The 24017-nt window shown below is 58.1% G+C and carries 23 protein-coding genes and 1 tRNA gene; 12 read left to right on the top strand and 12 right to left on the bottom strand.

All coding sequences use genetic code 11. From position 1 onward, the window contains the following. Nucleotides 1-88 precede the first annotated feature (88 nt). The 8 genes from QPJ95_RS08240 to QPJ95_RS08205 all read left to right on the top strand — a co-directional run bounded on the left by QPJ95_RS08240 (nucleotide 89) and on the right by QPJ95_RS08205 (nucleotide 5168). A tRNA-Leu gene (locus QPJ95_RS08240) sits at nucleotides 89-174 on the top strand. A gap of 189 nt (nucleotides 175-363) precedes the next feature. After that, the gene (locus QPJ95_RS08235; RefSeq protein WP_270917329.1) at nucleotides 364-978 is read left to right on the top strand and encodes a ribonuclease D; all 615 of its coding nucleotides are present in this window, start codon (nucleotides 364-366) and stop codon (nucleotides 976-978) included. After that, a complete protein-coding gene (locus QPJ95_RS08230; protein WP_270917328.1) occupies nucleotides 975-1934 on the top strand; it encodes a KpsF/GutQ family sugar-phosphate isomerase in 960 nt (319 codons plus the stop codon). The genes QPJ95_RS08235 and QPJ95_RS08230 overlap by 4 nt, the downstream gene beginning before the upstream one ends. A 22-nt stretch (nucleotides 1935-1956) precedes the next feature. Then, nucleotides 1957-2556 carry an LPS export ABC transporter periplasmic protein LptC gene (gene lptC, locus QPJ95_RS08225; protein ID WP_270917327.1) on the top strand — a complete coding sequence of 200 codons (600 nt, stop codon included), beginning with the start codon at nucleotides 1957-1959 and terminating at the stop codon, nucleotides 2554-2556. 3 nt (nucleotides 2557-2559) lie between these two features. After that, on the top strand, nucleotides 2560-3054 hold the full coding sequence (lptA, locus tag QPJ95_RS08220) for a lipopolysaccharide transport periplasmic protein LptA (RefSeq protein ID WP_270917326.1): 495 nt from the start codon (nucleotides 2560-2562) through the stop codon (nucleotides 3052-3054). Continuing rightward, the gene (lptB, locus tag QPJ95_RS08215; protein ID WP_270917325.1) at nucleotides 3055-3813 is read left to right on the top strand and encodes an LPS export ABC transporter ATP-binding protein; all 759 of its coding nucleotides are present in this window, start codon (nucleotides 3055-3057) and stop codon (nucleotides 3811-3813) included. 275 nt (nucleotides 3814-4088) lie between these two features. Then, a complete protein-coding gene (hpf, locus tag QPJ95_RS08210; protein ID WP_270917520.1) occupies nucleotides 4089-4652 on the top strand; it encodes a ribosome hibernation-promoting factor, HPF/YfiA family in 564 nt (187 codons plus the stop codon). A gap of 51 nt (nucleotides 4653-4703) precedes the next feature. Continuing rightward, nucleotides 4704-5168, top strand: coding sequence for a PTS sugar transporter subunit IIA (locus QPJ95_RS08205; RefSeq protein WP_270917324.1), 465 nt, complete (start codon nucleotides 4704-4706; stop codon nucleotides 5166-5168). 188 nt (nucleotides 5169-5356) lie between these two features. Here the strand turns inward: QPJ95_RS08205 and QPJ95_RS08200 are convergent, their stop codons facing one another. The 8 genes from QPJ95_RS08200 to cysQ form a co-directional block, all read right to left on the bottom strand. Then, a complete protein-coding gene (locus QPJ95_RS08200; protein WP_270917323.1) occupies nucleotides 5357-6784 on the bottom strand; it encodes a sulfotransferase family 2 domain-containing protein in 1428 nt (475 codons plus the stop codon). A 6-nt stretch (nucleotides 6785-6790) separates the two neighbouring features. Further along, the gene (locus QPJ95_RS08195) at nucleotides 6791-8491 is read right to left on the bottom strand and encodes a DUF5927 domain-containing protein (protein ID WP_270917322.1); all 1701 of its coding nucleotides are present in this window, start codon (nucleotides 8489-8491) and stop codon (nucleotides 6791-6793) included. Continuing rightward, nucleotides 8488-9474, bottom strand: a complete 987-nt coding sequence (locus QPJ95_RS08190) for a glycosyltransferase family 2 protein (protein ID WP_270917519.1) — start codon at nucleotides 9472-9474, stop codon at nucleotides 8488-8490. The genes QPJ95_RS08195 and QPJ95_RS08190 overlap by 4 nt, the downstream gene beginning before the upstream one ends. A 199-nt stretch (nucleotides 9475-9673) precedes the next feature. After that, nucleotides 9674-10711, bottom strand: a complete 1038-nt coding sequence (locus QPJ95_RS08185) for a glycosyltransferase family 2 protein (RefSeq protein ID WP_270917321.1) — start codon at nucleotides 10709-10711, stop codon at nucleotides 9674-9676. Nucleotide 10712: 1 nt separating this feature from the next. Further along, nucleotides 10713-11696, bottom strand: a complete 984-nt coding sequence (gene galE / locus QPJ95_RS08180; RefSeq protein ID WP_270917320.1) for a UDP-glucose 4-epimerase GalE — start codon at nucleotides 11694-11696, stop codon at nucleotides 10713-10715. 41 nt (nucleotides 11697-11737) lie between these two features. Continuing rightward, on the bottom strand, nucleotides 11738-12631 hold the full coding sequence (gene galU, locus QPJ95_RS08175) for a UTP--glucose-1-phosphate uridylyltransferase GalU (RefSeq protein WP_270917319.1): 894 nt from the start codon (nucleotides 12629-12631) through the stop codon (nucleotides 11738-11740). A 191-nt stretch (nucleotides 12632-12822) separates the two neighbouring features. Beyond that, nucleotides 12823-13623 (bottom strand): 3-deoxy-manno-octulosonate cytidylyltransferase, encoded by an 801-nt coding sequence (locus QPJ95_RS08170; protein WP_270917318.1) that lies wholly within the window; start codon nucleotides 13621-13623, stop codon nucleotides 12823-12825. Then, entirely contained in the window at nucleotides 13623-14420 is a 798-nt protein-coding gene (cysQ, locus tag QPJ95_RS08165; RefSeq protein ID WP_270917317.1) for a 3'(2'),5'-bisphosphate nucleotidase CysQ, read from the bottom strand. Before cysQ ends, QPJ95_RS08170 begins: the two co-directional genes overlap by 1 nt. Nucleotides 14421-14540: 120 nt before the next feature. Between cysQ and QPJ95_RS08160 the strand changes: the two genes are divergently transcribed. Next, on the top strand, nucleotides 14541-15362 hold the full coding sequence (locus QPJ95_RS08160; RefSeq protein WP_270917316.1) for an ABC transporter permease: 822 nt from the start codon (nucleotides 14541-14543) through the stop codon (nucleotides 15360-15362). Between the two features lie 38 nt (nucleotides 15363-15400). On the opposite strand, the gene QPJ95_RS08155 is transcribed toward QPJ95_RS08160, so the two are convergent. Both QPJ95_RS08155 and QPJ95_RS08150 read right to left on the bottom strand, forming a co-directional pair. Then, nucleotides 15401-16276, bottom strand: a complete 876-nt coding sequence (locus QPJ95_RS08155; protein WP_270917315.1) for a lysophospholipid acyltransferase family protein — start codon at nucleotides 16274-16276, stop codon at nucleotides 15401-15403. 70 nt (nucleotides 16277-16346) lie between these two features. Further along, nucleotides 16347-16949, bottom strand: coding sequence for an alpha-ketoglutarate-dependent dioxygenase AlkB family protein (locus QPJ95_RS08150; RefSeq protein WP_270917518.1), 603 nt, complete (start codon nucleotides 16947-16949; stop codon nucleotides 16347-16349). A 214-nt stretch (nucleotides 16950-17163) separates the two neighbouring features. Here QPJ95_RS08150 and dnaK point away from each other — a divergent pair, with 214 nt between their 5' ends. The 3 genes from dnaK (at nucleotide 17164) to radC (ending at nucleotide 21222) form a co-directional block, all read left to right on the top strand. Further along, nucleotides 17164-19065, top strand: coding sequence for a molecular chaperone DnaK (gene dnaK, locus QPJ95_RS08145; protein ID WP_270917314.1), 1902 nt, complete (start codon nucleotides 17164-17166; stop codon nucleotides 19063-19065). 77 nt (nucleotides 19066-19142) lie between these two features. Beyond that, nucleotides 19143-20306, top strand: coding sequence for a molecular chaperone DnaJ (gene dnaJ, locus QPJ95_RS08140; protein WP_270917313.1), 1164 nt, complete (start codon nucleotides 19143-19145; stop codon nucleotides 20304-20306). A 151-nt stretch (nucleotides 20307-20457) separates the two neighbouring features. Next, a complete protein-coding gene (gene radC, locus QPJ95_RS08135; protein ID WP_270917312.1) occupies nucleotides 20458-21222 on the top strand; it encodes a RadC family protein in 765 nt (254 codons plus the stop codon). 215 nt (nucleotides 21223-21437) lie between these two features. On the opposite strand, the gene QPJ95_RS08130 is transcribed toward radC, so the two are convergent. Together QPJ95_RS08130 and QPJ95_RS08125 are read right to left on the bottom strand one after the other, a co-directional pair. Beyond that, nucleotides 21438-22994, bottom strand: coding sequence for a phosphate ABC transporter substrate-binding/OmpA family protein (locus QPJ95_RS08130; RefSeq protein ID WP_270917311.1), 1557 nt, complete (start codon nucleotides 22992-22994; stop codon nucleotides 21438-21440). Between the two features lie 24 nt (nucleotides 22995-23018). Further along, nucleotides 23019-23924, bottom strand: a complete 906-nt coding sequence (locus tag QPJ95_RS08125) for a hypothetical protein (protein ID WP_270917310.1) — start codon at nucleotides 23922-23924, stop codon at nucleotides 23019-23021. Nucleotides 23925-24017: the final 93 nt, after the last annotated feature.

The following is a 24017-nucleotide window of genomic DNA, read 5'->3' as shown; positions in this document are numbered from 1 at the left end:
TTCCCGGATCTTGCTGCACATTTCTGCACTGCGCTTTTTTCGTTTGACGCCCACATCACCCTGACCTATACGGCCCCCACTACCCCGTGCCCAGATGGCGGAATGGTAGACGCGCTGGCTTCAGGTGCCAGTGACCGCAAGGTCGTGGAGGTTCGAGTCCTCTTCTGGGCACCATTAAATCCAAAATATATACTGGTCCACGACATCACCCGTGCCATCCCGCAGCAGGCGGGAGTTGGCCGATTATTGCCTCTATTGCACGCGCCCGGTATGCGCTTAATGCAGCGCAGTTGAGTTTGCAGGCCAAAGCGCCTATTTCCAGCTCAAGACGCCCAATAGCGGCAGCAACAAAGGACAATCCCAGTGGCCAATACCCTGTATCAAAATGACCTGCCCGACGGGCTTGACCTTGGCCCGATTGTTGCCATCGACTGTGAAACCATGGGGTTGAACCCGCACCGCGACCGGCTCTGTGTGATCCAGATGTCCGGCGGCGACGGCAATGCCCATATTGTTCAGGTCGCCAAGGGCCAGACCGAGGCCCCCAATCTGTGCCGGATGCTGGAAGATCCAGAGGTGCTGAAACTGTTCCACTTTGGCCGCTTCGACATCGCCGCCATGTTCAACGCCTTTGGCGCGCTGACGGCACCGGTCTATTGCACCAAGATCGCCAGCCGACTGATCCGCACCTATACCGACCGGCACGGGCTGAAAAACCTGACGCAGGAATTGATCGGCGTCGATATTTCCAAGCAGCAGCAGATGAGCGACTGGGGAGCACCTAAATTGACCAAGGCCCAGCTGGACTATGCCGCCTCGGACGTATTGCACCTGCACCAGCTGCGCAGCGAGCTGGACAAACGTCTGGCCCGCGAAGGCCGCACAGAAATGGCGCAGGCTTGTTTCGACTTCCTGCCCATGCGCGCCCAGCTGGACCTGGCCGGCTGGCCCGAAACCGATATCTTTGCCCACTCATGAGCAATTTTCAGGAAATAGCCCGCCGCGTCATCACCATCGAATCGCAGGCACTGCAGCAACTGGCCGACGGGCTGGATGACAGCTTTGACCGCGCCGTTGAGACATTGCTGAACGCCACTGGCCGAGTGATCATCTCGGGCATGGGCAAATCGGGCCATATTGCCCGCAAGATCGCCGCCACCCTGGCCTCCACCGGCACCCCGGCGCATTTTGTCCACCCGGCCGAGGCCAGCCACGGCGATCTGGGGATGATGGCACAGGGCGACGTGGTGTTGATGCTGTCCAATTCCGGCGAGACACCCGAGTTGGCCGATATGATCGCCTATACCCGCCGCTTTAGTATTCCGTTGATCGGGGTCGCCAGCCGGGCCCAATCCACCCTGCTGAAACAGTCCGATGTGGCGCTGCTGCTGCCCGCCGCCCCCGAGGCCTGCGGATCTGGTATCGTGCCGACGACCTCGACGACCATGACCCTCGCCCTTGGCGACGCGCTGGCCGTTGCCCTGATGGAGCATCGCGACTTCACCCCCGAAAATTTCCGGGATTTCCATCCCGGTGGCAAACTGGGTGCGCGCCTGTCCAAGGTACGCGACCTGATGCATGGCGGCGACGCCCTGCCAACTGTCGCGTTGAGCGCCCCGATGTCTGACACGCTGATCGAAATCAGCCAAAAAGGCTTTGGTGTGGTTGGCGTTACCGATCTGGACGGACGGCTCGCCGGGATTATCACCGACGGTGACCTGCGGCGCCACATGGACGGGTTGCTGTCCCTTACCGCGGCAGAAGTGATGACCGCCGCTCCCACCACGATCGCGCCCGGAGCCCTGGCCGAGGAAGCTGTGGCGATCATGAACCAGCGCAAGATCACCTGTCTGTTTGTGGTGGATCCCGACAGCCAGCAACCCGCCGAAGGCCTGCTGCACATTCACGACTGCCTGCGCGTCGGTCTGGGCTAGACCGCAGGGGGAGGAGCAGGACATGGACCGCTATTCACGCATGGTCACCTTTCTTAAGGTGCTGCTACCGCTGGCAGCACTGGCCCTCTTGTCCACCCTGTTTCTCATTTCGCGGAGCGTCAACACCAAGGCCACGATCCCCTTTGCCGCGCATGAAATCGAAGAACGTATGCGCGGCCAGCAGATCACCGCGCCCTATTTTTCCGGCACCACCTCACAGGGGGACGCAATCACGGTAACGGCCAGCATAGCGCGCCCCGGCGGGCCGACCTCACCTGCGGTGGCAACCGATTTGGTGGCCGTCATCAGCATGGCCGATGGTGGCCAGCTGACACTCAGCTCGGACAGCGGCGCAGTGCAGCTGGAAAATGACCTTGCAAGCTTCTCTGGCCATGTCGAAATCACTTCGGCTGCGGGGCTACTGGTGACAACCGATCTGCTAAATGCCACCCTCAGCGGTCTGTCAGCCGACAGCCCCGGCCCGGTGCAAGCCACTGGCCCCATAGGCACCCTAAACGCCGGATCCATGCAATTGCAGACAAAAACCGAAGGCGGTCCCTTGCATATGCTATTCAATAACGGGGTAAAACTGGTATACGTTCCTAGAACATCAGAAAGATAGCTTGTGTCATATTTTCGTGCCTTGATAGTCTGCCTGCCGCTGGTCCTTATTTCGGGCATCGCCTCGGCCCAGTCCGCCTCGATCGCCTTTGGCACCATCAAGGGTGATCCCTCATTGCCGGTGGAAGTCACCGCCGACACGCTAGAAGTCAACCAGATCGACGGATCAGCCCAGTTTGAGGGCAATGTTCTGGTCATCCAGGGCGTGATGCGCCTGTCTGCCGACAAAGTTCTGGTGTCCTATAAGCCCGAGCAAAAGGGCATCGAGCAGCTGGAGGCGATTGGCAACGTGATCCTGGTCAACGGCCCGGACGCCGCCGAAGCCGAGCACGCCGAATATTCCATCGACAGTGGCACCGTCGTGATGACCGGCAATGTCTTGCTCAGCCAAGGCAACAGCACCCTCACCTCCACTCGGATGGTGGTGAACCTGAGTGATGGGACGGCCCAGATGTCTGGCCGTGTCAAAACCATCCTCAACCCCGACGGCGGCAATTGAATGGCCAAGCCTAAACTGACTGTCACCGCGGGATCCTCCGGTCTCCGCATCGAAAAGCTGCGCAAATCTTACCGCAAGAAAGTGGTGATCCGTGACGTCAGCATGACGCTGGACCGGGGCGAGGTCACTGCGCTGCTCGGCCCAAACGGATCGGGAAAAACCACCACGTTCTACGCCATCGCCGGTCTGGTGTTCCCCGAGGCGGGCAAAGTCACCATCGACGGACAGAACGTCACCACCCTGCCAATGTACCGCCGCGCCCGGTTGGGGATCGGCTATCTGCCGCAGGAAATGTCGATTTTTCGCGGCCTTTCGGTCGAAGACAACATCTCAGCAGTGCTCGACATCGCCGTGCCCCATGCCCACATGCGCCGCGAGCGGCTCGAAGAACTGCTGTCGGATTTCTCCATCGAGCACCTGCGCCGCGCACCGGCGCTGGCGCTGTCCGGTGGCGAGCGGCGCCGGGTTGAAATCGCCCGGTGTCTGGCCGCTGACCCCAAATACCTGTTGCTCGACGAACCCTTTGCCGGCGTTGATCCGATTTCGGTTGGCGATATCCGCCACCTGGTCTCCGATCTTAAAAAACGCGGCATCGGGGTGTTGATCACCGACCACAACGTGCGCGAAACACTGGAAATTGTCGATCGCGCCTATATCCTGCACGATGGCCAGGTGCTGATGTCCGGCACCCCGGAGGAAGTGGTCGAAAACGAAAACGTGCGCCGGGTTTACCTGGGCGACAATTTCCGCATCTCCTGATTGATAATGGGCCCTCTTTGATCGGCCAGAACACGCCGAAGCCGATTATGTGCCCCGGGGGTAATGTCAGGTTTTCCATTGACTCTTCCGCCATCTTGGCATCGAATTGACCTATGGCAAAAGTCCCGTTTGACGCATCTCCGGTTCAGACCTTGGAAACAAGGCCCGGTCGGATGCAACCATCGGTTTTGCCTATTCCCCGCGTCCTGAGCTAGTTTTGCCTGTCGGACCCGGTCCGATTGGAGCTTTGGATGTCAATTCGTGAAGGAGATCACATGCGTTACCAAATCAGCGGAAAACAGATCGACATTGGCACGGCCCTGCAGACTCATGTGCAGACCGTACTCGGCGCGGCAGTGGCAAAATACGCCCAGCGCCCGACCGACGCCAATGTGGTCTTTTCCCGTTCGGCGCATGAATATGTGTGCGAAGCAACTGTGCATCTGTCGACCGGGCTCACCGCCCAGGCCAAGGCGCACGAAACTGAGATCTATGCTGCGTTTGATAGCTGCTGCGAAAAAATGGAGAAGCAACTTCGCCGCTACAAACGCCGTCTCAAGGATCATCACCGTGATCGCAGCGAGCCGGTTGAACTTTCAGCCGCCAACTCCTATATCCTCGCTTCAGAGGACGCTCATACAGACGAGGAGCCTTCTTCGCTGCAACCAATCATTGTGGCCGAGATGGAAACTAAAATCCCCTCTTTGTCGGTTGGAGAAGCGGTGATGCAGATGGAGCTGGCAGGCGCTCCAGTGCTGATTTTCCGCCCAGAAGGACAGAATGGACTCAATGTGGTCTATCGACGGGACGATGGAAATATCGGCTGGATCGATCCATAAACTTAGATAACCCTAGGTGCCCTTCGGGGCACCCAAGCGGAGCACAGGGCAATGCAACTTTCCAACATCCTCAAGCCAGAGGCCGTGCGTGTTATCGGCTCGGTCTCCAGCAAAAAACGACTGTTTCAGGAAATTGCTGACGTCGCAAACTCGGCCTATGCCCTACAGGCGCCCTCAACAGTCGAGGCCTTGCTGGATCGCGAGAGCCTCGGCCCCACTGGGGTTGGCCACGGGGTTGCCCTGCCTCACGCCCGGATCAGCGGTGTCCAAGATGTCGTCGGCGTTTTTGTCATCCTGGAAAAACCGCTCGACTTTGGCTCGGTTGACCGGCAGCCTGTGGACATTGCCTTTTCACTGTTTGCCCCCGAGGACGCCGGCGTCGAACACCTCAAGGCGCTGGCGCTGGTCTCGCGCACCCTGCGCGAGCAGAGCTTCTGCACCAAGCTGCGCGCCAACCCGGATGCCGCAACACTCTACACAATCCTCACTGAAAACCAGTCGGTCCAGGCCGCTTGACGCGACGCCCAGGATCCGCATTTCATCTGGCTAAAAATATCCCGGGGGGCGAGCAGGCATCTTGAAAACCATCTGGGGGATGGTTTTGTCTGCGAGCGGGCGGAGCCCAAGGGGGCTGGCCCCCAACTTAAACTCTGGCCCCACCTTAAACTCTGGCCCCAACTTAAACTAACGTCTTTAGATGCCGGTTACCGCCAGGGGCCAAATCCAAACATCACATAATCGCGCTGATAGATCTTGGCGATTTTATCCTCCAAAGCAGCGTCGTAAATTTCATCCAAAGCATAGGGTTGGTCTGCCGCAGCCAAGGCCAGTTCAGTCGGCTGCATGCGGCCTATACGGCGGGCCAAATGGGGTAGCTCCTCACCCATCTCATCCTCACGCAGCACCAGGTCCGGTGAGCCCAGCTCGACAAATCCCGACAGCACCTGTGACTGGCTGGCCCAGGCGGCATCCACCCGAATGGCGGTCTGCCCAGCCAGGTTTGCCCGCAGGAAATCCAGAAAACACTCAAAGGCAGCCCGGTGATCCGCCTTACTATAATTCTGGTTCGGACCCTCCTTGGGAATCGGCAGCTTGAATCGCTTGCGCAGCGTTTCACGGATCTTGCTGAATTTTCCCGGACCCGCAGGTAAAATGTTCTCGCAAAACACAGCATGCGCCCGCGCTACCGGGTGGCGCAACACGGTAAAGCTCCGATAGCCGGGATTGCCGCGGCGCCACAATCGTAACTGCTTTTGGTTCATTTTGGTCAACAGCCCGTCTGCCTCAACGTGATCCAACCCGGCCAGCCAGTCCACCACCTCTGTCACCGGGCCGCCCTTGATAGGCATGTATAACAAGGGCGTCACCACCCCGGCCACATAGCCTGGCACCGAAGGTCCGCGACGGGGTTCGAAATTTGGTGTCCGGGTCAGGTTGAACCGGTCCATCCCGGATAGGGCCACCGACATCTCCTCCCCGTTGGCAACTTTCGACAGGACCGGGGCCGGGTTCTGCCGCTTCAAACTGTCATCCAGGGCCTCCAGCGTCTCATTCACCCCCAGCCAACGCGCCAAGCCATTCATCACCTCGACACTCTGCAGATCTTCATATGAGACATAGAACGCCGCCTGCCCACTTTTCTGCAACCGGTTCAGCAGCAGCACCTGAAAATCCTGCAGCGCCTCAACATGGCCAGAAAATTCGGCGCCATCAAAATCGGCCAGCGCCTCCCGGCGGCGCGTCACATTGGTCAGTTTCCACTGGCCAGTCGCCTTGGCAATTTTCCACGACACGTAGCTGTCCAGCGGGTTGCGGGTCAGGATGATCTTGGCACAGCGGGGATCTTCCAGTGCGATGTCCAGAACCCGTGCATCATGATCGTGAAAGTAGCGAAACCCTGCCAGACTGCCGGTCTGTGATTTGATCTCATCAATCAGTCGCGCAGGGTCACTGTCACGGTCATCCTGAGTGACACCCAGGATCTCATTCTTGTTGGGGTAGCCGATGAAATGGGGATTGAACGCCTCGCCATGACACAAAATACCGTCAAAGGCGTTCAGGTTCACCTCCAGGAAATTGGATCCGGTGCGCATTTCGGCAAACACTATGAAGTAGTCAAATTGGTCAGTCATATGGGATCATCGCACCAAATAGGGTTTACGCGGCGGTTTTGGCATATTGATCGGCCCCTGTTCCACCGGGAAATCCCCCATCAGATAGGGATGCATGCCCTGATTCTTGAGGTTCTGCAAAAATTGGCCAAACCCTGCGAGGTCAACCATCGTCGGGGCCTCACTTAACCGGCGTTGATGGGACATACCGATTTCATCAACGATGGTCTGAATGGGTTCCATTGGCGCCTCAATGAACTCAGCCATCGTCCAAATTCGAACCCGCGCCTTGGCAAACTGGGAACGGAAAATTTTCAATTGCTCGCTTTCAATACGCTGCAGGCGCGCCGCCTCTTTGCGCAGGTCAGAGAAGTTTCGGTTCGACCTGAAAAGGGGCACCGCCCAGGCCCCTGAAATCACCGAGACCTGCGCATTGGGATCGCACGCCACCAGCCAATTGGTGTCTTGGTTGTCGCGCGGGCCAAACTGAAAACACTGCCGTTCCCCCCGGGTGTTCCAGATCAGACTGGTCAGGAAACTTTCGGCATTGTAATCTCTGGACTTCGCATTGTCGCTCAGCGCGCCGTTTATCAACATCTGCCCATCTGCAAATTCAGCCCGTTCCGGCGCAAACAGGTGCCCATGCACCCGGGCGCCGGTGGCCTGGGCCAGCCAGGGTTCAAAATTCTCAAACAGCTCAGCAAAGCCCTGAAATACCGAATACGGGTTTGAGGTGATACCATTCTCGGCCCCGTGGCGTGGCATCCGGCTCTGCATATACAGCCCCGGTCGCCCCCGTGTGCGCCGCTCAACCGCCTTGGCAAATATGCGGTCAATCTTGCCGGGGTTGGGTTCGGTCTTTTTCATCGCCCCCGCCTGATCCGTCAGGAAGGCCTGATAAAGCCGATCCGCATGGGGCCAGATTTTACGGGCAACAAAACAGTCCGAGCGCCGCAGAAGCTGCAGATGATCATCGTAAAAAATATGCGGTTTGCCCTGAAAATCGAACTTTGACAGCGTCAGCGAGCGGCTCTCAATATTGCCGGAGTATTGCCGCACCAGCGTCTGGAAATAGCTTTCATCCGGAATCCACACCTTGCGAAAATAGCGATCATAGGCCGGTCGCTCGGGATCTTGCAGAATTGCCGACAGGGTTTGCCGCGTCAGGCACCACCACTGGCTGCCCATATGCGGCACCAATCCGGTGGGAATCCGCCGTTTCATCCGCAGTTTGCGTTGCAGTTCGACATATTGGTCAAACAATTGCCGGTGTCTTTTCCACGAAAACGGGAACCGCAGGGTAAAGCGTTCGGCATCCAGACCACCAACCGTCCAGGGCACATCTGCGGTGGTGGCGCTTTCGATAAAATCGGTGCGCGGCCGGGCGGCAAGGTAATCAATCAGTTCCTGCACCGGTCGCAACGGCAGGCAGGACCCCGAGGCCAGGTAAACGTGCCGCACATCGGCAAAGTCGGCCATCATCAGTTCCGAGGCGCTTTGCGATGCGGCCACAATGCCCCAGGTGCCCCATTCACAGCGATGACGCTGGGAAAACCGCACCATTGGATCATCAACCAGCGATGCAACAAAGGCGCGGTAGGTTTTCTGCGGCACGTTGCCATCCACATGCACAACCACCGGGCAGCCACCGGAAGTCCAATGGCGGGCCACCTGTTCGGCCCGGTCCAGGGCCGTGTGCACCAACATGACAATGCCAACTGTGCTCATGCCCAGTTTCCCTTGGACATCAATCCCAGGATCTCAAGCTGGCGCCAGTTGATATATTTTTCGCTCCATTTGCACCACAGATCCGGCTGCCCCTGCTGGGTGTCGGCATAGGCCTTATATTCAGCGGAGCCAGAAAAATGCTGCTTGCGGGTCATTTCCTCAGTGGCCTTGGCGGTGAAGGTATCAAGGAACTTGGCGTGCAACAGCGCGCCACTGGCCTTTTCACCACCGTCAGTCTCATAGACCTGGTTCAGACCGCGCGGCAAAAGCGCATGTGTTGAGCTGACGTAAGCATAGCGTCGATCCCATTTCACCAGCGGGATTTTGTTCAGCGCCGGGGCCTTTTTCGGCTGATCGGCAAAGAACACCCGACGCCGGGGCCCCCCTTGGATCCACAGGTTGCCCCAGGTTGGGTTTTTCTTGACCGAGTAATTGCCACTGTCAAACCACGGCGCAATTTCCAGCGGGTTTTGCCCGGCGCGGTACGGCACCTCATCAATGCGGCCTTTGGGGTACACATCAATCAGCATCGCCGAGAAACTGCGGATGGCCGAGTTGTCCAGCCAATCGGTCAGCGCCCGGATCGGCCGGGTATCGCAGAATGGGTAGATAAAGAATTCGTCCGGGTCGACCACCAGAACCCAATGCCCATGGGCATATTTGCGTTTCAAGTAGTTCATCCAGTCAACACCAAAGGTGGCGCGCTTATAGCTGCCGGTGGTATGCCACAGCGAAACATCCTGTTGCCCACGCAGATAGCTTTCGGTGCCATCGGTGCTGCCATTGTCCACGATCAGGAAATGATTGACCCCCAGGCCACGATAGTAATTGAGGAAATACGGCAGCCGGATTTTTTCATTTCGCACCGTGGACACCAGCAAAATGTCAGTCGGCTGGATCCGGCCGGTGTTGTTTTGCACCGCGCGCAATTCGTCGGATTTGCGCAACGCGCGTACAATGCACCGCTTACGCCGCAGTCGCATCCGATAAGAATCCCAAAGGCTCAAACTTAAATCCAGTCCCGGTTCACAGCAAGCGGCCCAGATCACCTCGATCCGCTCCGCTTCAGCAATTTAAGGCATTATGTCATGGATTTCTTTCTGGAATCAATGGATTTAGAAAGCGTTTCGACAACCTAAATAAACTTATAAATTACCGCAAAAACAGGCGTTTCCCGGAGCGTCACCAGTCGAGCCGCCGCATCAGCCCCAAGGCCTCCAATTGGCGGGTGCCCTGCAGTTTCACCGACCCCGGATGCCACATGTCCGGCGCAGTGCTAAGCCTGTCGTAGTAGGGATCAAAATCAGCCGGCCTGTGAAAATGCTGTTGCCGCTGCTTTTCTATTGCCGATTTTGAAACAATCTCGGGTAGAAATTTTGTGTGCAGCAGTACCCCCGATGGCGCCTGACCACCTGGTCCGTCGTAAAGAAGGTTCAATTGAGGCGGCAGCAATGAGTGCGTTGAATTGACGTAGGAATACCGGCGGCTCCACTTCACCAGAGGGGTTTTGTTCAAGGTGGGTGAGCGCCGCAGGTCATCGCCATAGAACATCCGTTCGCGCGCGCCACCCTGCACCCAGAGGTTCCCCATTGGCGCCTGTCGCACCACCCGGTAGGGGCTGGGATCAAACCAGGGCATCACATCGCGCGGGTCCTGCCCTGGCGCATAGGCGCATTGATCCAGCGGCCCCTTGGGGTACAGATCCAGCATCAGCGCGCCAAAGCCGAGCTGCCCGCGCCCCTCCAGCCAGGCGGTGAGTTGGCGCAGGTCCCGGCTGTCATCGCCGCTGTAAACCAGCAACTCATCCGCATCGACCAGCAGACACCAGTGTCCCTGTGCATAATTGATCTGCAGCCAGGTCAACCAGTCGAGGCCAAAACGCGAAGCGTGATAGCTCTGCGCCGTGTGCCACAGCGAGACATCCGGTTGCGCCGCCAGGAACTCTGCGCTGCCATCATCGCTGTCGTTGTCCACCACCAGAAACTGAGCCACCCCCAGCCGCCGGTAATGCTCCAGAAAGAACGGCAGCCGGGTGATCTCGTTGCGCAGCACGACAACGGCAACAATGTCATCCGGTTTGATCGTATCTGTGCGATCGCTGACAACAGCCAGGTGATGCCGTGACTTGTATGATCTCCAAAGCGCCCGCCGCCGCCGCCAGCGCAACCGATAGGCCTCGCGCCAGCTGATCGCTTGCTCTGGGAGTTCAGGCGCAGTCAATTCAGGACTCGTAGTGGCCTGTTTGGTGCCAACGCCAAGCGTCCTTGATCATAATATCCAGGGTTGACCGGGTTGGCTTCCAGCCAAGTTCTACTTCAGCGCGGGTAGAACCGGACACCAGTTTGGTGCAATCGCCCGCCCGACGATCACCAATGGCAAAGGGAACGTCCCGGTTGGTAACACTGCGCGACTGATCAATCACCTCGCGCACGGAGAACCCAGTGCCAGTGCCCAGATTGAACACCCGGCTGCCCTTGTCATCCTGCAGCCACTGCAACCCCAGAACATGGGCATCAACCAGATCGCAGACATGGACATAGTCGCGGATACAGGTGCCATCCGGGGTGTCATAATCGGTGCCAAAAACCGTCAGCGCGCCGCGCTTGCCTTCGATTGCGTCCAGCACCAAGGGCACCAGATGGGTCTCGGGGCGGTGAAACTCACCCACTTCAGCCTCGGGATCGGCACCGGCGACATTGAAATAGCGAAAGATCACCGAGCGCAGCCCATAAGCCGCCTCAAAATCCTGCAGAATATCCTCAACCGCGCGCTTGCTGGCGCCGTAAGCGTTCAGCGGCTGTTGGGGAGTGTCCTCGTCCAGCACCACATTGTCATGCTCGCCGTAAGTGGCACAGGTCGATGAAAATACAAAATCCAGACAGCCCGCAGCAACCGAGGCTTCGATCAAATTCAACGAGCCACCAACATTGTTGGCCCAATAACGGCCGGGCTGGCTCATGGCCTCGCCCACCTGGCTGAGGGCGGCAAAATGCACCACCGCCACGGGCTGATATTTGGCAAACACCTGATCCAGCCGGGCGCGATCCGTCAGCTCACCTTGCTCAAACGGGCCGAATTTCACCGCATCTTTCCATCCGGTGACCAGATTGTCATAAACAACAGGAGTATACCCCGCCTGCTTCAACGCCTTACAGGCGTGCGAGCCAATATAGCCGGCGCCGCCTGTCACCAAAATATGTACCACTATTTTATTTGCCTTCTGTCAAAACCCGCCCTACGGCGTACTTATTCTGCGGCCTTTGTGACCGGGGAAATACTGCTCAGATAGCGGCTCAGATCATCGCGCAGATCGTCGCGCGCCAGAGCAAAGGACACCGTTGCCTGCAAAAAACCCGCCTTGGAGCCACAGTCAAAACGCTGACCACGGAACCGGTAGCCATAAACCGGGACATCACTGCCGATATCCTGCGCAATGGCATCTGTCAGTTGGATCTCACCACCCGAGCCGGTCTTGATTTTATTCAGATTGCGCAACACCGAAGGTTCCAGGATATAGCGGCCAATCACCGCCAAATTCGACGGCGCATCTTCGGCTTTGGGTTTTTCCACCATGCCGTTGATCGACACCACCGATCCCATGTCTTCCTTCACGTCCAGCACACCATAATTGCTGATCTGCTCGGGCGGCACTTCCATAGCGGCAACCATATTGCCACCGGTCTCGGCATAGGCTTCGACCATCTGCTGCAGACAGGGTGTCTCGGCTGCGATCACGTCGTCAGGCAATATCACCGCAAATGGTTCGTTGGAAATCAGCCGCCGGGCGCACCAGACCGCGTGCCCCAGCCCCAGAGCCTGATGCTGGCGGACATAAGCGATGGCACCGCTTTCCATATTGGTCTCTTTGAGCGTTTCCAGCAGGGCCGTCTTGCCCTTTTTTCGCAGCGCCTGTTCCAGCATGGGCGAGTGATCAAAATAATCTTCCAGCGCACCCTTGCCGCGCGATGTGACAAATATGAATTCCTTGATACCGGCGGCACGGGCCTCGTCGATGGCATATTGCACCAGTGGACGGTCCACCAAGGTCATGATTTCCTTGGGAACGGATTTGGTTGCCGGCAGGAACCGTGTTCCCATGCCCGCCACCGGAAAAATTGCTTTGGTTACTTTTCTACGCATATCTACTCTCAATATAATAGATGGATAGCTCAGGTTCGCCCCGCGATAAGCGCCGGACAGAGCCACCACAATCAAAATACCACCGCACAGCCATCAAGCCCAGCCCCCCAAAAGGGTAAACAAGTCGTCAGACGCGCGCATCACAACCCTCATTCACACGGGCACATTGCATATCGAGTACGTCAGATATGCTAATTTTGCCCCATTTCCCGCATCATTTGCTCCAACCGCGGCACGTCTTCGGGGTTATTCAACTCCCAGAACTGTCGTCCGCGTGCCTCAACTTCAACGCAGAGTACCTTGCGGCCATGTTCCATAAACCGCAACTGCTCCAACCCTTCCAGCGCCTCAAGTGGTCCCGCCTCCCAGCGCGGATAAGCGCCCAGCGCGGCGGGCCGGTAGGCATAGACGCCGACATGGTGAAACACCGGTGCAGCCTCATCATCACCATACACCCGTGACGTGTACGGCACTACTTCTTTAGAAAAATATAGCGCGTGATGATCCTGGGTAAAGACTGCTGTGGTGCCGCCAACGCGACCAGCCCTGCGATCACTCAAAAACCCTTTCAGCGCCCGGCCGTCACAGCGCAGCACCGGCGTCGCCACCTCGGCCATTGGATCGTCGCGCAATCCCTTGATCAGATCCTCGACAAACCAATGTGGGGTCAAGGGCGCATCCCCCTGCAAGTTGACCACAATTTCATAGCCACCACCCAGGGTGTCGAACGCCTCGGCGCAGCGTTCAGTGCCATTGGCGCAGTCAGACGAGGTCATCACCACCTCAGCCCCAAAGCCCTGCGCGACCTCTTGAATTTGCGCATCATCGGTGGCCACCACCACCCGGTCCACACCCTCCACTGCTGTGGCAGCCCGCCATGATCTCTCGATCAGCGTGCGTTTCTCACCCGAAGCACCGGTCAACTGAACCAGTGGTTTACCGGGATAGCGGCTCGAGGCAAAGCGGGCGGGGATAACGACCAGTACAGACATCAGGCTTTTTTCAACTCCACTCCGGGGGCACAGGCAATAAAGAACGGGTTGGCATAACCGTCCTTTCCGTAGAGCAGTGGCGAATGGTCATCAAACCGAACGACCTGACCGCCGGCCCCCGACAGCACGGCGTGACCGGCGGCGGTGTCCCACTCCATGGTCCGGCCAACGCGCGGATAAAGATCGGCCTCGCCTGTGGCCACCAGACAAAACTTCAGCGACGAGCCGGCGCTTTTGCTGTCTTTGACATTGTATTTGCCAATGTAATCATCGGTGGCCTGATCGCGGTGTGATTTGCTGGCCACCACCATCAGCGCGGCATTATCACTGTCGGCCACCCGAATCGGGGTCACCTCTCCCGGCTTATCTGCGTCAAACGGGCCGGTCTCTTCGACGGCGGTGCCATCTGCCAGAGTATAGAACATCCGTTCCTTGGCCGGGGCGTATACAACACCACGGGTTGGAACGCCGTTTTCCACCAGCGCAATATTGACGGTAAAATCACCACGCCGGTGGATGAATTCCTTGGTGCCATCCAGCGGATCAACGATCAGAAAGGTATCCCCTTTGATCTTGTGCGAATCCGCCTGCTCTTCGGTCACCAGCTTGATGTCAGGAAACGCAGCCCGCAGCCCAGCCGAAATCAACGCATCAGCGGCCTCATCCGCTGCCGTGACCGGACTGTCGTCGGACTTCTGCTTTACCTCAAAATCATCGGAATTATAGATCTCCATGATCTTGCTACCTGCTTCAATTGAAAGCTGACGGATCACGGGAATAAGAGCATCATACGGCACTAAAAGACTCCACCACACGGGATTTGTTGAAAATACACATTTATCCCCTTATGATGGTGCGGCAACGGAACAGCAAGAAATCCGTGCTATATTTGAGCAAAGTTTCAGGTCCACAGCATTATGTTTCAACAGCAAGCCAAGCCAACAGCCCTCTCCGGCGCCTTCTCGATGTCAGAGGTGGTGTTCCATTCCATCGTGCGCAACGTACGATCCAATCACAACAACGCCTTTATTGCGCTGGGGTTGAACCTGCTGCAAACCCTATTGATGGTTGCCGTCTTTTATTTGATGTTCTCGGTTCTAAATATGCGCGGATCAGCCGTTCGTGGTGATTTCCTGCTCTATGTGATGTCCGGTATATTTCTGTTTATCACCCACACCAAAGCGGTAAGTGCCGTGGCCGGGGCTGAGGGGCCCAGCAGCCCGATGATGCAGCACGCCCCAATGAACACCATAGTTGCCATCCTGTCAGCGGCGATCGGATCACTTTATATTCAGGTGCTGTCACTGTTCGTTATCTTATCCATCTATCACATCGCCTTTACCCCGGTGCATATCGAAGAGCCGATCCCGGCCTTTGGCATGCTGTTGCTATCCTGGATCTCTGGCGTTGGAGTCGGACTGATACTGCTGGTGCTAAAACCCTGGATACCCAGCCTAGTCGGGATTTTCACAACCATCTATCAACGGGCCAATATGATTGCATCGGGCAAGATGTTCCTGGCCAACTCGATGCCATCCTTCATGCTGTCGATGTTCGATTGGAACCCGCTGTTTCATTGCATCGATCAGGCGCGCGGCTATGTTTTTATCAACTACAATCCGCATTTCAGTAATTGGCAATATGCCGGATGGGTGTCGCTGGTGCTGATCATGATCGGATTAATGGGTGAATTTTACACCCGCCGTCACGCCTCTCTCAGCTGGGGTGCGCGGCGGTAATATGAGGGTCTTGGGCGGGTGTGCTGCTCGCTACCGCGCTAAGCGCCCTGCCAGCGGTTCAACAGCCAATACCATTGGTCCGGGTGCGCCCGGATGCGTGCCGACAGACTGTCGTTGAACGCTGCCGTCATAGTCTTGGCGTCGCTATGCGGGATCGGCGCCTCGTATTCGACTGCAAAATCACTGCCATCGCCAATACGCGTGCCATAGGCGGGCACCATCGGAATGTCGTATTTCAACGCCAGTTGCGCCGCCGCCAGCGAGGTCAGCGCCGGGCGGCCCAAAAACGGCAGGCGGGCACCGTCGGGGTGTTTTTCGTCCAACAATATCGCAACCACGCCTCCGGACCGCAGATGCCGCACTAGTGTTTTAGTGCCAACCCGTCCGGTTTCCATGATCGGCAAGCCGCCAGCCTCGATCCCGGCCAACAGGCGGCGCTGATAGTGCCGGTTGCTCTGGCGGCGATACACCGCGCCCACTTCGATGCCACGCGCCTTGAGCGAGGCGCGCACGGCCTCCCACTGGCCAAAGTGACCCGATACGATGATCGCCCCCTTGCCCGCCGCCTGCGCCGCCTCAATCGCCTTGAGGCCCGGCCCTGAGACGTGGAAATGGTCCAGCCGGGTGTGAAATTCCGCGTTATGATAGATCTCGAACAGGGTCTGCCCCATGTTCCGCCCCATTTGGCGTCGCAAACAATTGCGCTCCTGGCGGGACATTTCGGGGAACACCTGCTTCAAATCACGGTTCACCCGGCGCCGCGCGATCGGGAACCAACGCATTACGCCGCCAACGGCACGCCCCAGCGCCGCCGAACGTGTTCTGAATGAGCGCCATCGCGAAACGGTCAACATGGACCAGAGAGGAACATACCTGATATGTTGCCAAGCGTATTTAACCGGACGTGTAATCATACCTACTATATGGGCATTTTTTCAATCTGCGCCAAGGGCCTCGTTGGCAAAATTCCGCCACGTGAACTTCTCACGTCACCACCCTCAATGTCAGATTGATCCGGCCACCCTTGGGCAGCAACCGCGACGACTTATACCGAATCCGGTCCACACCATGATAGCTCAGCCGCGCCTCTCCGCCCATCACAACCACATCGCCCGAGCTCAGCCAGATCGATTCCGTCTTGCCACCCCGAGTCTGGTTGCCCATGCGAAAAAGCCCATCATCGCCCAGACTGACGGACACCACCGGATAGGAAAAATCCGCTTCATCCTTGTCCTGATGCAGCCCCATTTTTGCATCTTCGCCGTAATAGTTCAGCAAACAACATTCGGGCTGACGCTCAAGCCCGGTCAGTTGATGCCAGATCGAGACTATTGGCTCCGGGATTGCGGGCCAGGCCTGCCCTTTGGGATGAGTGTCGATGTAGCGGTACCCAGCGGCATCAGAATACCAGCCGAATTGTCCAGAGGAGGTCATCCGAACGGACATCTCGCCACCGCCGGCAACCCGGGGCGAAAACAGTGGCGCCGCCTTCAGGACGGGCCGCAGGGCGTCTATCAGCGCCCGTTGCGTCGGCAAATCCAGATATCCTTTGTGGATTTCAAACCCGCGAAGCCGCAGCCTGGCCATCAACATTATTCCATTCTTAACCAAGCCCGTTCAAAAAAACCGTATGGATTCGCACGAAGCAGCGTCATGTGACGGTTGCAGGGCTCATTTGTGCTCCCTATATACGCCGAGACGCATGATGGTGTAGGCCATTGTGCAAATGAATTGAGGTCAGGATGCCAAAAAGGGTTCAGGCCTCAGGTAATCGCCTTATTGAGAAAAGGGATCGAAGAGTATGAGCAAAGTTATCGGCATTGACCTGGGCACCACCAACTCCTGTGTGGCCATCATGGACGGATCGCAGCCTCGCGTGATTGAAAACGCAGAAGGCGCCCGGACAACCCCCTCGATCGTCGCCTTCACCGACGACGAACGCTTGGTTGGCCAGCCGGCCAAACGCCAGGCCGTCACCAACCCGGAAAACACCGTATTTGGCGCCAAACGCCTGATCGGTCGCCGCTTTGACGACAAGGCCGTCACCAAGGACCAAAAAATGGTTCCCTTCTCCATTGTCAACGGTGGCAACGGCGACGCATGGGTACAGGCCAAGGGCGAAAAATATTCGCCATCGCAAATCTCCGCCTTCACCCTGGGCAAGATGAAAGAAACCGCCGAGTCCTATCTTGGCGAAGAAGTAACCCAGGCGGTTATCACCGTTCCTGCCTACTTTAACGACGCTCAGCGTCAGGCCACCAAAGACGCCGGCAAGATCGCCGGTCTCGAAGTGCTGCGCATCATCAACGAGCCGACCGCGGCTGCGCTGGCCTATGGCATGGACAAAGAAGAAACCCAGACCATCGCAGTTTATGACCTTGGCGGCGGCACTTTCGACGTCACCATCCTGGAAATCGACGACGGGTTGTTCGAAGTTAAATCGACCAACGGTGACACCTTCCTGGGTGGCGAAGACTTTGACATGCGCATCGTCAACTACCTGGCCGACCAGTTCAAAAAAGAACACGGCGTCGATCTGTCCAAGGACAAGATGGCCCTGCAGCGCCTGAAAGAAGCCGCTGAAAAAGCCAAGATCGAACTGTCCTCGGCCAGCCAGACCGAAATCAACCAACCGTTCATCTCGATGGGCAAAGACGGCGCGCCACTGCACATGGTGCTGAAACTGACCCGCGCCAAGCTGGAAAGCCTGGTCAGCGACCTGATCAAAGCCTCGCTGAAGCCCTGCGCCGCTGCGTTGAAAGACGCCGGCCTGTCCGCCAGCGACATCGACGAAGTTGTTCTGGTTGGCGGTATGACCCGCATGCCGCGCGTCACCGAAGAAGTCAGCAAGTTCTTTGGCAAAGAGCCGCACAAGGGTGTGAACCCGGACGAAGTGGTTGCCATGGGCGCCGCCATTCAGGCCGGTGTTCTGCAGGGCGATGTCAAAGACGTGGTTCTACTGGACGTAACACCACTGTCGCTGGGCATCGAAACCCTGGGCGGCGTGTTCACCCGTCTGATTGATCGCAACACCACCATCCCGACCAAAAAGTCGCAGGTGTTCTCGACCGCCGAAGACAACCAGAACGCCGTGACCATCCGGGTGTTCCAGGGTGAGCGCGAAATGGCTGCGGACAACAAGATCCTTGGCCAGTTCAATCTGGAAAGCATTCCGCCCGCTCCACGTGGCCTGCCGCAGATCGAAGTGACCTTTGACATCGACGCCAACGGCATCGTGTCGGTTGGCGCCAAAGACAAAGGCACCGGCAAAGAGCAGCAGGTCACCATCCAGGCCTCGGGTGGCTTGTCAGATGCGGACATCGACCAGATGGTCAAGGACGCCGAAGATAATGCCGAGGCGGATAAAGAACGCCGCGAGCTGATCGAAGCGAAGAACCAGGCCGAAGGTCTCATCCACTCGACTGAACGGTCGATGGAAGAGCACGCTGACAAGGTGGATCCAACCACCATCGAAGCAATCGAACTGGCTATCGTTGCGCTGAAAGATGAAGTCGACACCGACAATACCGATAAGATCAAATCCGGCATCCAGAACGTGACCGAAGCAGCCATGAAGCTGGGCGAGGCGATCTACAAAAATGCCGCCGCCGAAGCGGATGAGCCTGCGCCGGCTGACGCTCCGATTGATGACGACATTGTCGATGCCGAGTTTGAAGATCTGGACGACGACAAACGCGCCTAAGCGGCAAATCTACGCCAAGGCGGGCCGGTCCAAATTCAGGGCCGGCCTACTTTCGTTCAGGCAGAAGGGATAAACTGATGTCCAAGCGTGACTATTACGATGTACTTGGCGTGGCCAAAGGGGCCTCTGCTGACGAAATCAAAAAGGGCTTTCGTACGAAAGCCAAAGAGCTGCACCCCGACCGGAACCAAGACAAACCGGAGGCTGAATCGCAGTTCAAAGAGGCCAACGAGGCCTATGACGTTCTGAAAGACGGCGAGAAGAAAGCCGCCTATGACCGCTTTGGTCACGCCGCCTTTGAAAATGGCATGGCTGGCAATGGCGGCGGTCGTCCGGGTCAGGGCTTTGGCGGCGGCGGTGGAGACTTCTCCTCGGCCTTCTCCGATGTGTTTGACGACCTGTTTGGCGACTTCATGGGGGGTCAGCGCGGCGGCGGGGGCGGACGTCGGGCCGCACGCGGTGCTGATCTGCGCTACAACCTGCGTGTCTCGCTCGAAGACTCCTTTGCCGGTGTGCAGAAAACCATCAACGTCCCAACCGCCGTCGGCTGCACCTCCTGCGAGGGCACCGGGGCCGAGGGTGGCGTCGAGCCAACAACCTGTCCCACATGTTCGGGCATGGGCAAGGTGCGCGCACAGCAGGGCTTCTTTACTGTCGAACGTGGCTGTCCGACCTGCTCCGGTCTGGGCCAGGTCATCAAGAACCCCTGCAAAAGCTGCGGTGGCCATGGCCGGGTGGAAAAAGACCGTTCCCTGTCGGTCAACATCCCGGCTGGCGTCGAAACCGGCACCCGCATTCGCCTGTCCGGCGAAGGCGAAGCTGGTATGCGCGGCGGCCCCCCCGGTGATCTCTATATCTTTGTCGAAATGCTGCCGCACAAGCTGTTTGAGCGCGATGGCCAGAACCTCTACTGTCGGGTCCCCGTCAGCATGGCCAAGGCCTCGCTCGGCGGCGCGATTGAGGTGCCAACGATCGACGGTGGCCGTGGTCGGGTACAGATCCCCGAAGGCAGCCAGTCCGGCCGCCAAATGCGGCTGCGCGCCAAGGGCATGCCTGCCCTGCGTGGCGGCGGTCCCGGTGATATGTTCATCGAACTGGCGGTGGAAACTCCGGTGAACCTGACAGCGCGGCAAAAAGAGCTGCTGCGGGAGTTTGAAGATCTCTCCGAAGACACCACCAACCCGGAATCCGGCAGCTTCTTTTCCTCGGTGAAGAGCTTTTGGGATTCGATGAAAAGCTGATCTCGTTCCTTGGACAGATGATCTATGAAAGGGCGTCACCGTATCGGTGGCGCCCTTTTATTATTCAGAACGGTGTGACGGCTGGTATCAACCCGAACTTCAACCCCGCACGTTAACAACTTATCAACCATAACGAGAGCACCCTAACGCCATGACACGGCGCGATTCCTTTCAGGACACATCTCTGCCGCTGTTTCAGGGCAGTGACGAGGCGCCGGTGCAAGCGCTGCCAAAGGGACGCTTGCCGTCCTACATTCAGGACCACCGCGCCCGGCTGCGCCAACGATTCATGCAGGGCGGCGCAACTGCGATGCCGGACTATGAATTGCTGGAACTGGTGCTGTTCCGCTCCATCCCACGCCGCGATGTGAAGCCGCTGGCCCACGCGCTGCTGAACAAGTTCCGGGATTTCAATCGGGTGGTCACCGCTCCGACAGAGCGGCTGCAGGAGGTCAAGGGTATTGGAGCTGCGGTGATTGCCGATCTCAAAATTCTCGAGGCAGCGGCGCACCGCATGGCGCGGGCCCGTGTCATGCAACAGCAAGTGATTTCCGGCTGGGACGCGGTGCTGGATTATTGCCACACCACCATGGCCCATCGCGAAACGGAACAATTCCGGGTGCTGTATCTGGACCGCAAAAATGTGCTGATCGCCGATGAGGAACAGGCCCGTGGCACCGTCGATCATGTGCCTGTCTACCCCCGGGAGGTCGCCAAACGCGCCCTGGAACTGAACGCCAGCGCCTTGATACTGGTACATAATCATCCATCTGGTGATCCAACTCCGTCGACCAGTGACATCGACATGACCGACCGGATCAACACCGCATTGATGGCACTGGGTCTGGTGCTACACGATCACTTGATCATCGGAAAATCCCGCGAGTTGAGCTTTCGTAGCGAGGGCTACCTGTAGCCCTGCCAAACGAGTGAACAGCCCCATACCTCGCAATGCTCCCGCCCCCGCGCCCTGCATCGGCTGATCGCCGCTGCCGCTTGCAGCCTTGGGCGTGGCGCCGCGCTTGCGCGGCGCCACGCCCAACGGAGGGCGGGTCTCGAAGAGACCGACAGCGGGCGGGAGACATTGGCTTTGACAATGCGCGCTCTGCTGCCCGGATTATCCCCAACAGGTCAGCGCAGCCAGACTTCGACCCGGCGGTTTACCTGGCGACCCCAGTCGCTGTCATCGCAGGCCATCGGCAGCGCCTCACCAAAGGCCTCCACCTCAATTTGCATACGCTCCAAATTGACCGTTTGAGCGGCCCTGACCACCGCATCCCGCACCGTCTCGGCCCGTTTCATCGCGATATTTCGATTGCCAGCCGCGGCACCTTCACCGTCGGAAAACCCGACAAATACCAGCGTCTTGGTATCATACACCCCGGCCTCCATCGCCCGCGCAAGCTGAGCGATATTGGCGCGAGACTGCGCGTCTGGTCGGGTGGACCCGGTTTCAAACCGAAACGATGTGGTCAGCCGCTGCATATCATCCATCAGGCCAACCAGGCGCTGCAACTCGGCCAGGTCAATTTCTTCGCCCGCTGCCATAATGGCATTTGCCAGCCGTTGGCCCTGGGCCTTGATCGGGATCTGTTCCGGCGCCTGGTCGACAAATCCAACGCGCCGAATCACCACTTGCGCCGCCGGGCCACGGGTATAGTTCAGAAAATCGCGCGCCACCTTGGGCAGGCGCCGCGCCGGCAGGTACAAAAACATCGGCGCGCTTAACGGGTAATCCTCTGTTTTGATGGCGCGACGCCCCGCAGCCAAGGCAAACCCACAGGACCCGGTCAGCGTCAGCATCCGCGCAGTGCCTGTCTCGGCATAGCTGGCAATGCCAATGGCAAACGGATCGGTGGTCACCGCGCGGGCCAAGCCGCTGCTGCGATCATGGCGCCGCAAGTCCTGCGACAGCGGCAATTTCGCGGGCGCCAGCAGACGATCTTCGACCGCCTGGCTCAAGCCCGAGCCCGCCACCGGAAGATGCAGCGATATCGGCGCATCTGCGCCGCCTAGCTCTTGCCAATTGGAGATCTCGCCGGCAAAGACCCTGGCCAGTTGCGGTACGGAAATACTGGTCACCGGATTGCCAGGCGCCACCACTGGCACCATCGCATCCAGCGCCAAAACCCGGCTACGACTTGGGTCTGTCATGTCTCCCATGCCGGCACCCCGAGCCCGTTGGCGCTCCTCTGGCCGGATTTCGCGCAGGGCCATGACCACATCTGCCTCGTTGGCCAGAAGATCGGCAAAACCTTCGTCGGTGTTGCTGACCAGAAATGTGAACCGCGCCACTGGCGTGTAGTCGCCCCGCAACAACAGATATTCAAAATACCCGTTTTCCAGGCTGTTCCTGCGGGTTTGGTAATCGTTTCTCAGCGCGAAGGCCTCGATCAGGGCCGGCAACAGAACTTCGGCCATGGTCGAGGAGCCGGACAGTGTCAGTTCCGCAACAAAATCCGCCAGATTGGGGCATCCCGGTCCGTCACAGATCACCCCGGATCCATCTACGGTCAGTTCACCAAACTGGGTATCCACCCGGTAAAACTGGCCGTCAAAGCCAAGCAGGTCGCCGCTGATCTCAACCGCGCCATCCGGTGAGGACAGTGTTACGTCCTGCGCCGAAGCGGACAGGGTGGAGCCAAAAAGAAAGAGTGCGGCGCAAACCGCCGCACGATGCCAAGCCATATAGAAACCCTAGTGAACCGCAGATCAATTGGCGGCGATTTTCAGGTCTTCTACAAGATTATTCAACACCAGAAAGTCGCCAATCGCATTACAATTTGGCATGGATAATACTAAATCGCGTGTTCGCAGCCCTTGACCACCGCGAATCTCCAGGGTTTGCGCCGAAATTTCACGGCCACAGTTATTTGCCGAGACCTCGGCCTCGATGCTCAGCGCGACCGTTCCATTGGCGTCGGTCATGTTGCGGGCAAAACTGTAGACCTCGACCATACGGGGCAATAACTGCTGGCCATCGCCAAGTCTCAGCACCTGACTGGTCCGCCCCCTGTCAGCCGCACCCGACCATACATGGCCACCCTGGCCGTAATCAGCCCCAAATTCACGGGCATGGATTTCAAACCCGCTGCCGCCAGTCCACTGCAGCGCAACCCGGTCGATCTCGTCCAGATCGCTCACCTTGGTGGAGGCCACGGCGCCGGCGCCGGACTCCAACTCAATGATGAAGATCGCATTTTCCACCAGAGCCGGAACCTGCATGGACAATCTGCCATCGCCATCCGTGGTTGCGGTAAACATCAGGCCCGAGTGGTGAACGGTAACCCGCTCACTGCTGTTACACGGCGCCCAAAAGGTCAGCGCAACAAGGGCCTGCGGTTCAGGACGGGCCTGTGCCGACACTGCGCAGTTGATCTTTTGCGAGAACGCCATCGCCGGCAGTTGATCGCGACGGATCAGATCTGCTGGCTCAATATTCACGGTTGAGGTCAGTCGAATGTCGCGAAGAACCAGTTCAGCCTGGGCCTCTTCTGCCGCTGGCGGCACTGTTGACTGAATATCACCGGGGCCGGAATTGTATTGCATAGCAAAGCCAATCCCCAAGGCCGCAACCAGGGTCACTCCGCTCATAGCCATCATATGTTTGTCTAGCATCACCACTTACCTCACCAAATAAGTTAACACAAAAGTGACACTAAAAAACGGCCGGTTTGTGGCCAGCGCCGGGTGAGACTTTGGCAAATGCAA

This window comes from Parasedimentitalea psychrophila, from assembly GCF_030285785.1.
Taxonomy (GTDB): Bacteria; Pseudomonadota; Alphaproteobacteria; order Rhodobacterales; family Rhodobacteraceae; genus Parasedimentitalea; species Parasedimentitalea psychrophila.
The sequence above is the reverse complement of the archived record's forward strand: the minus strand, read 5'-3'. Positions and strand labels throughout refer to the sequence as shown.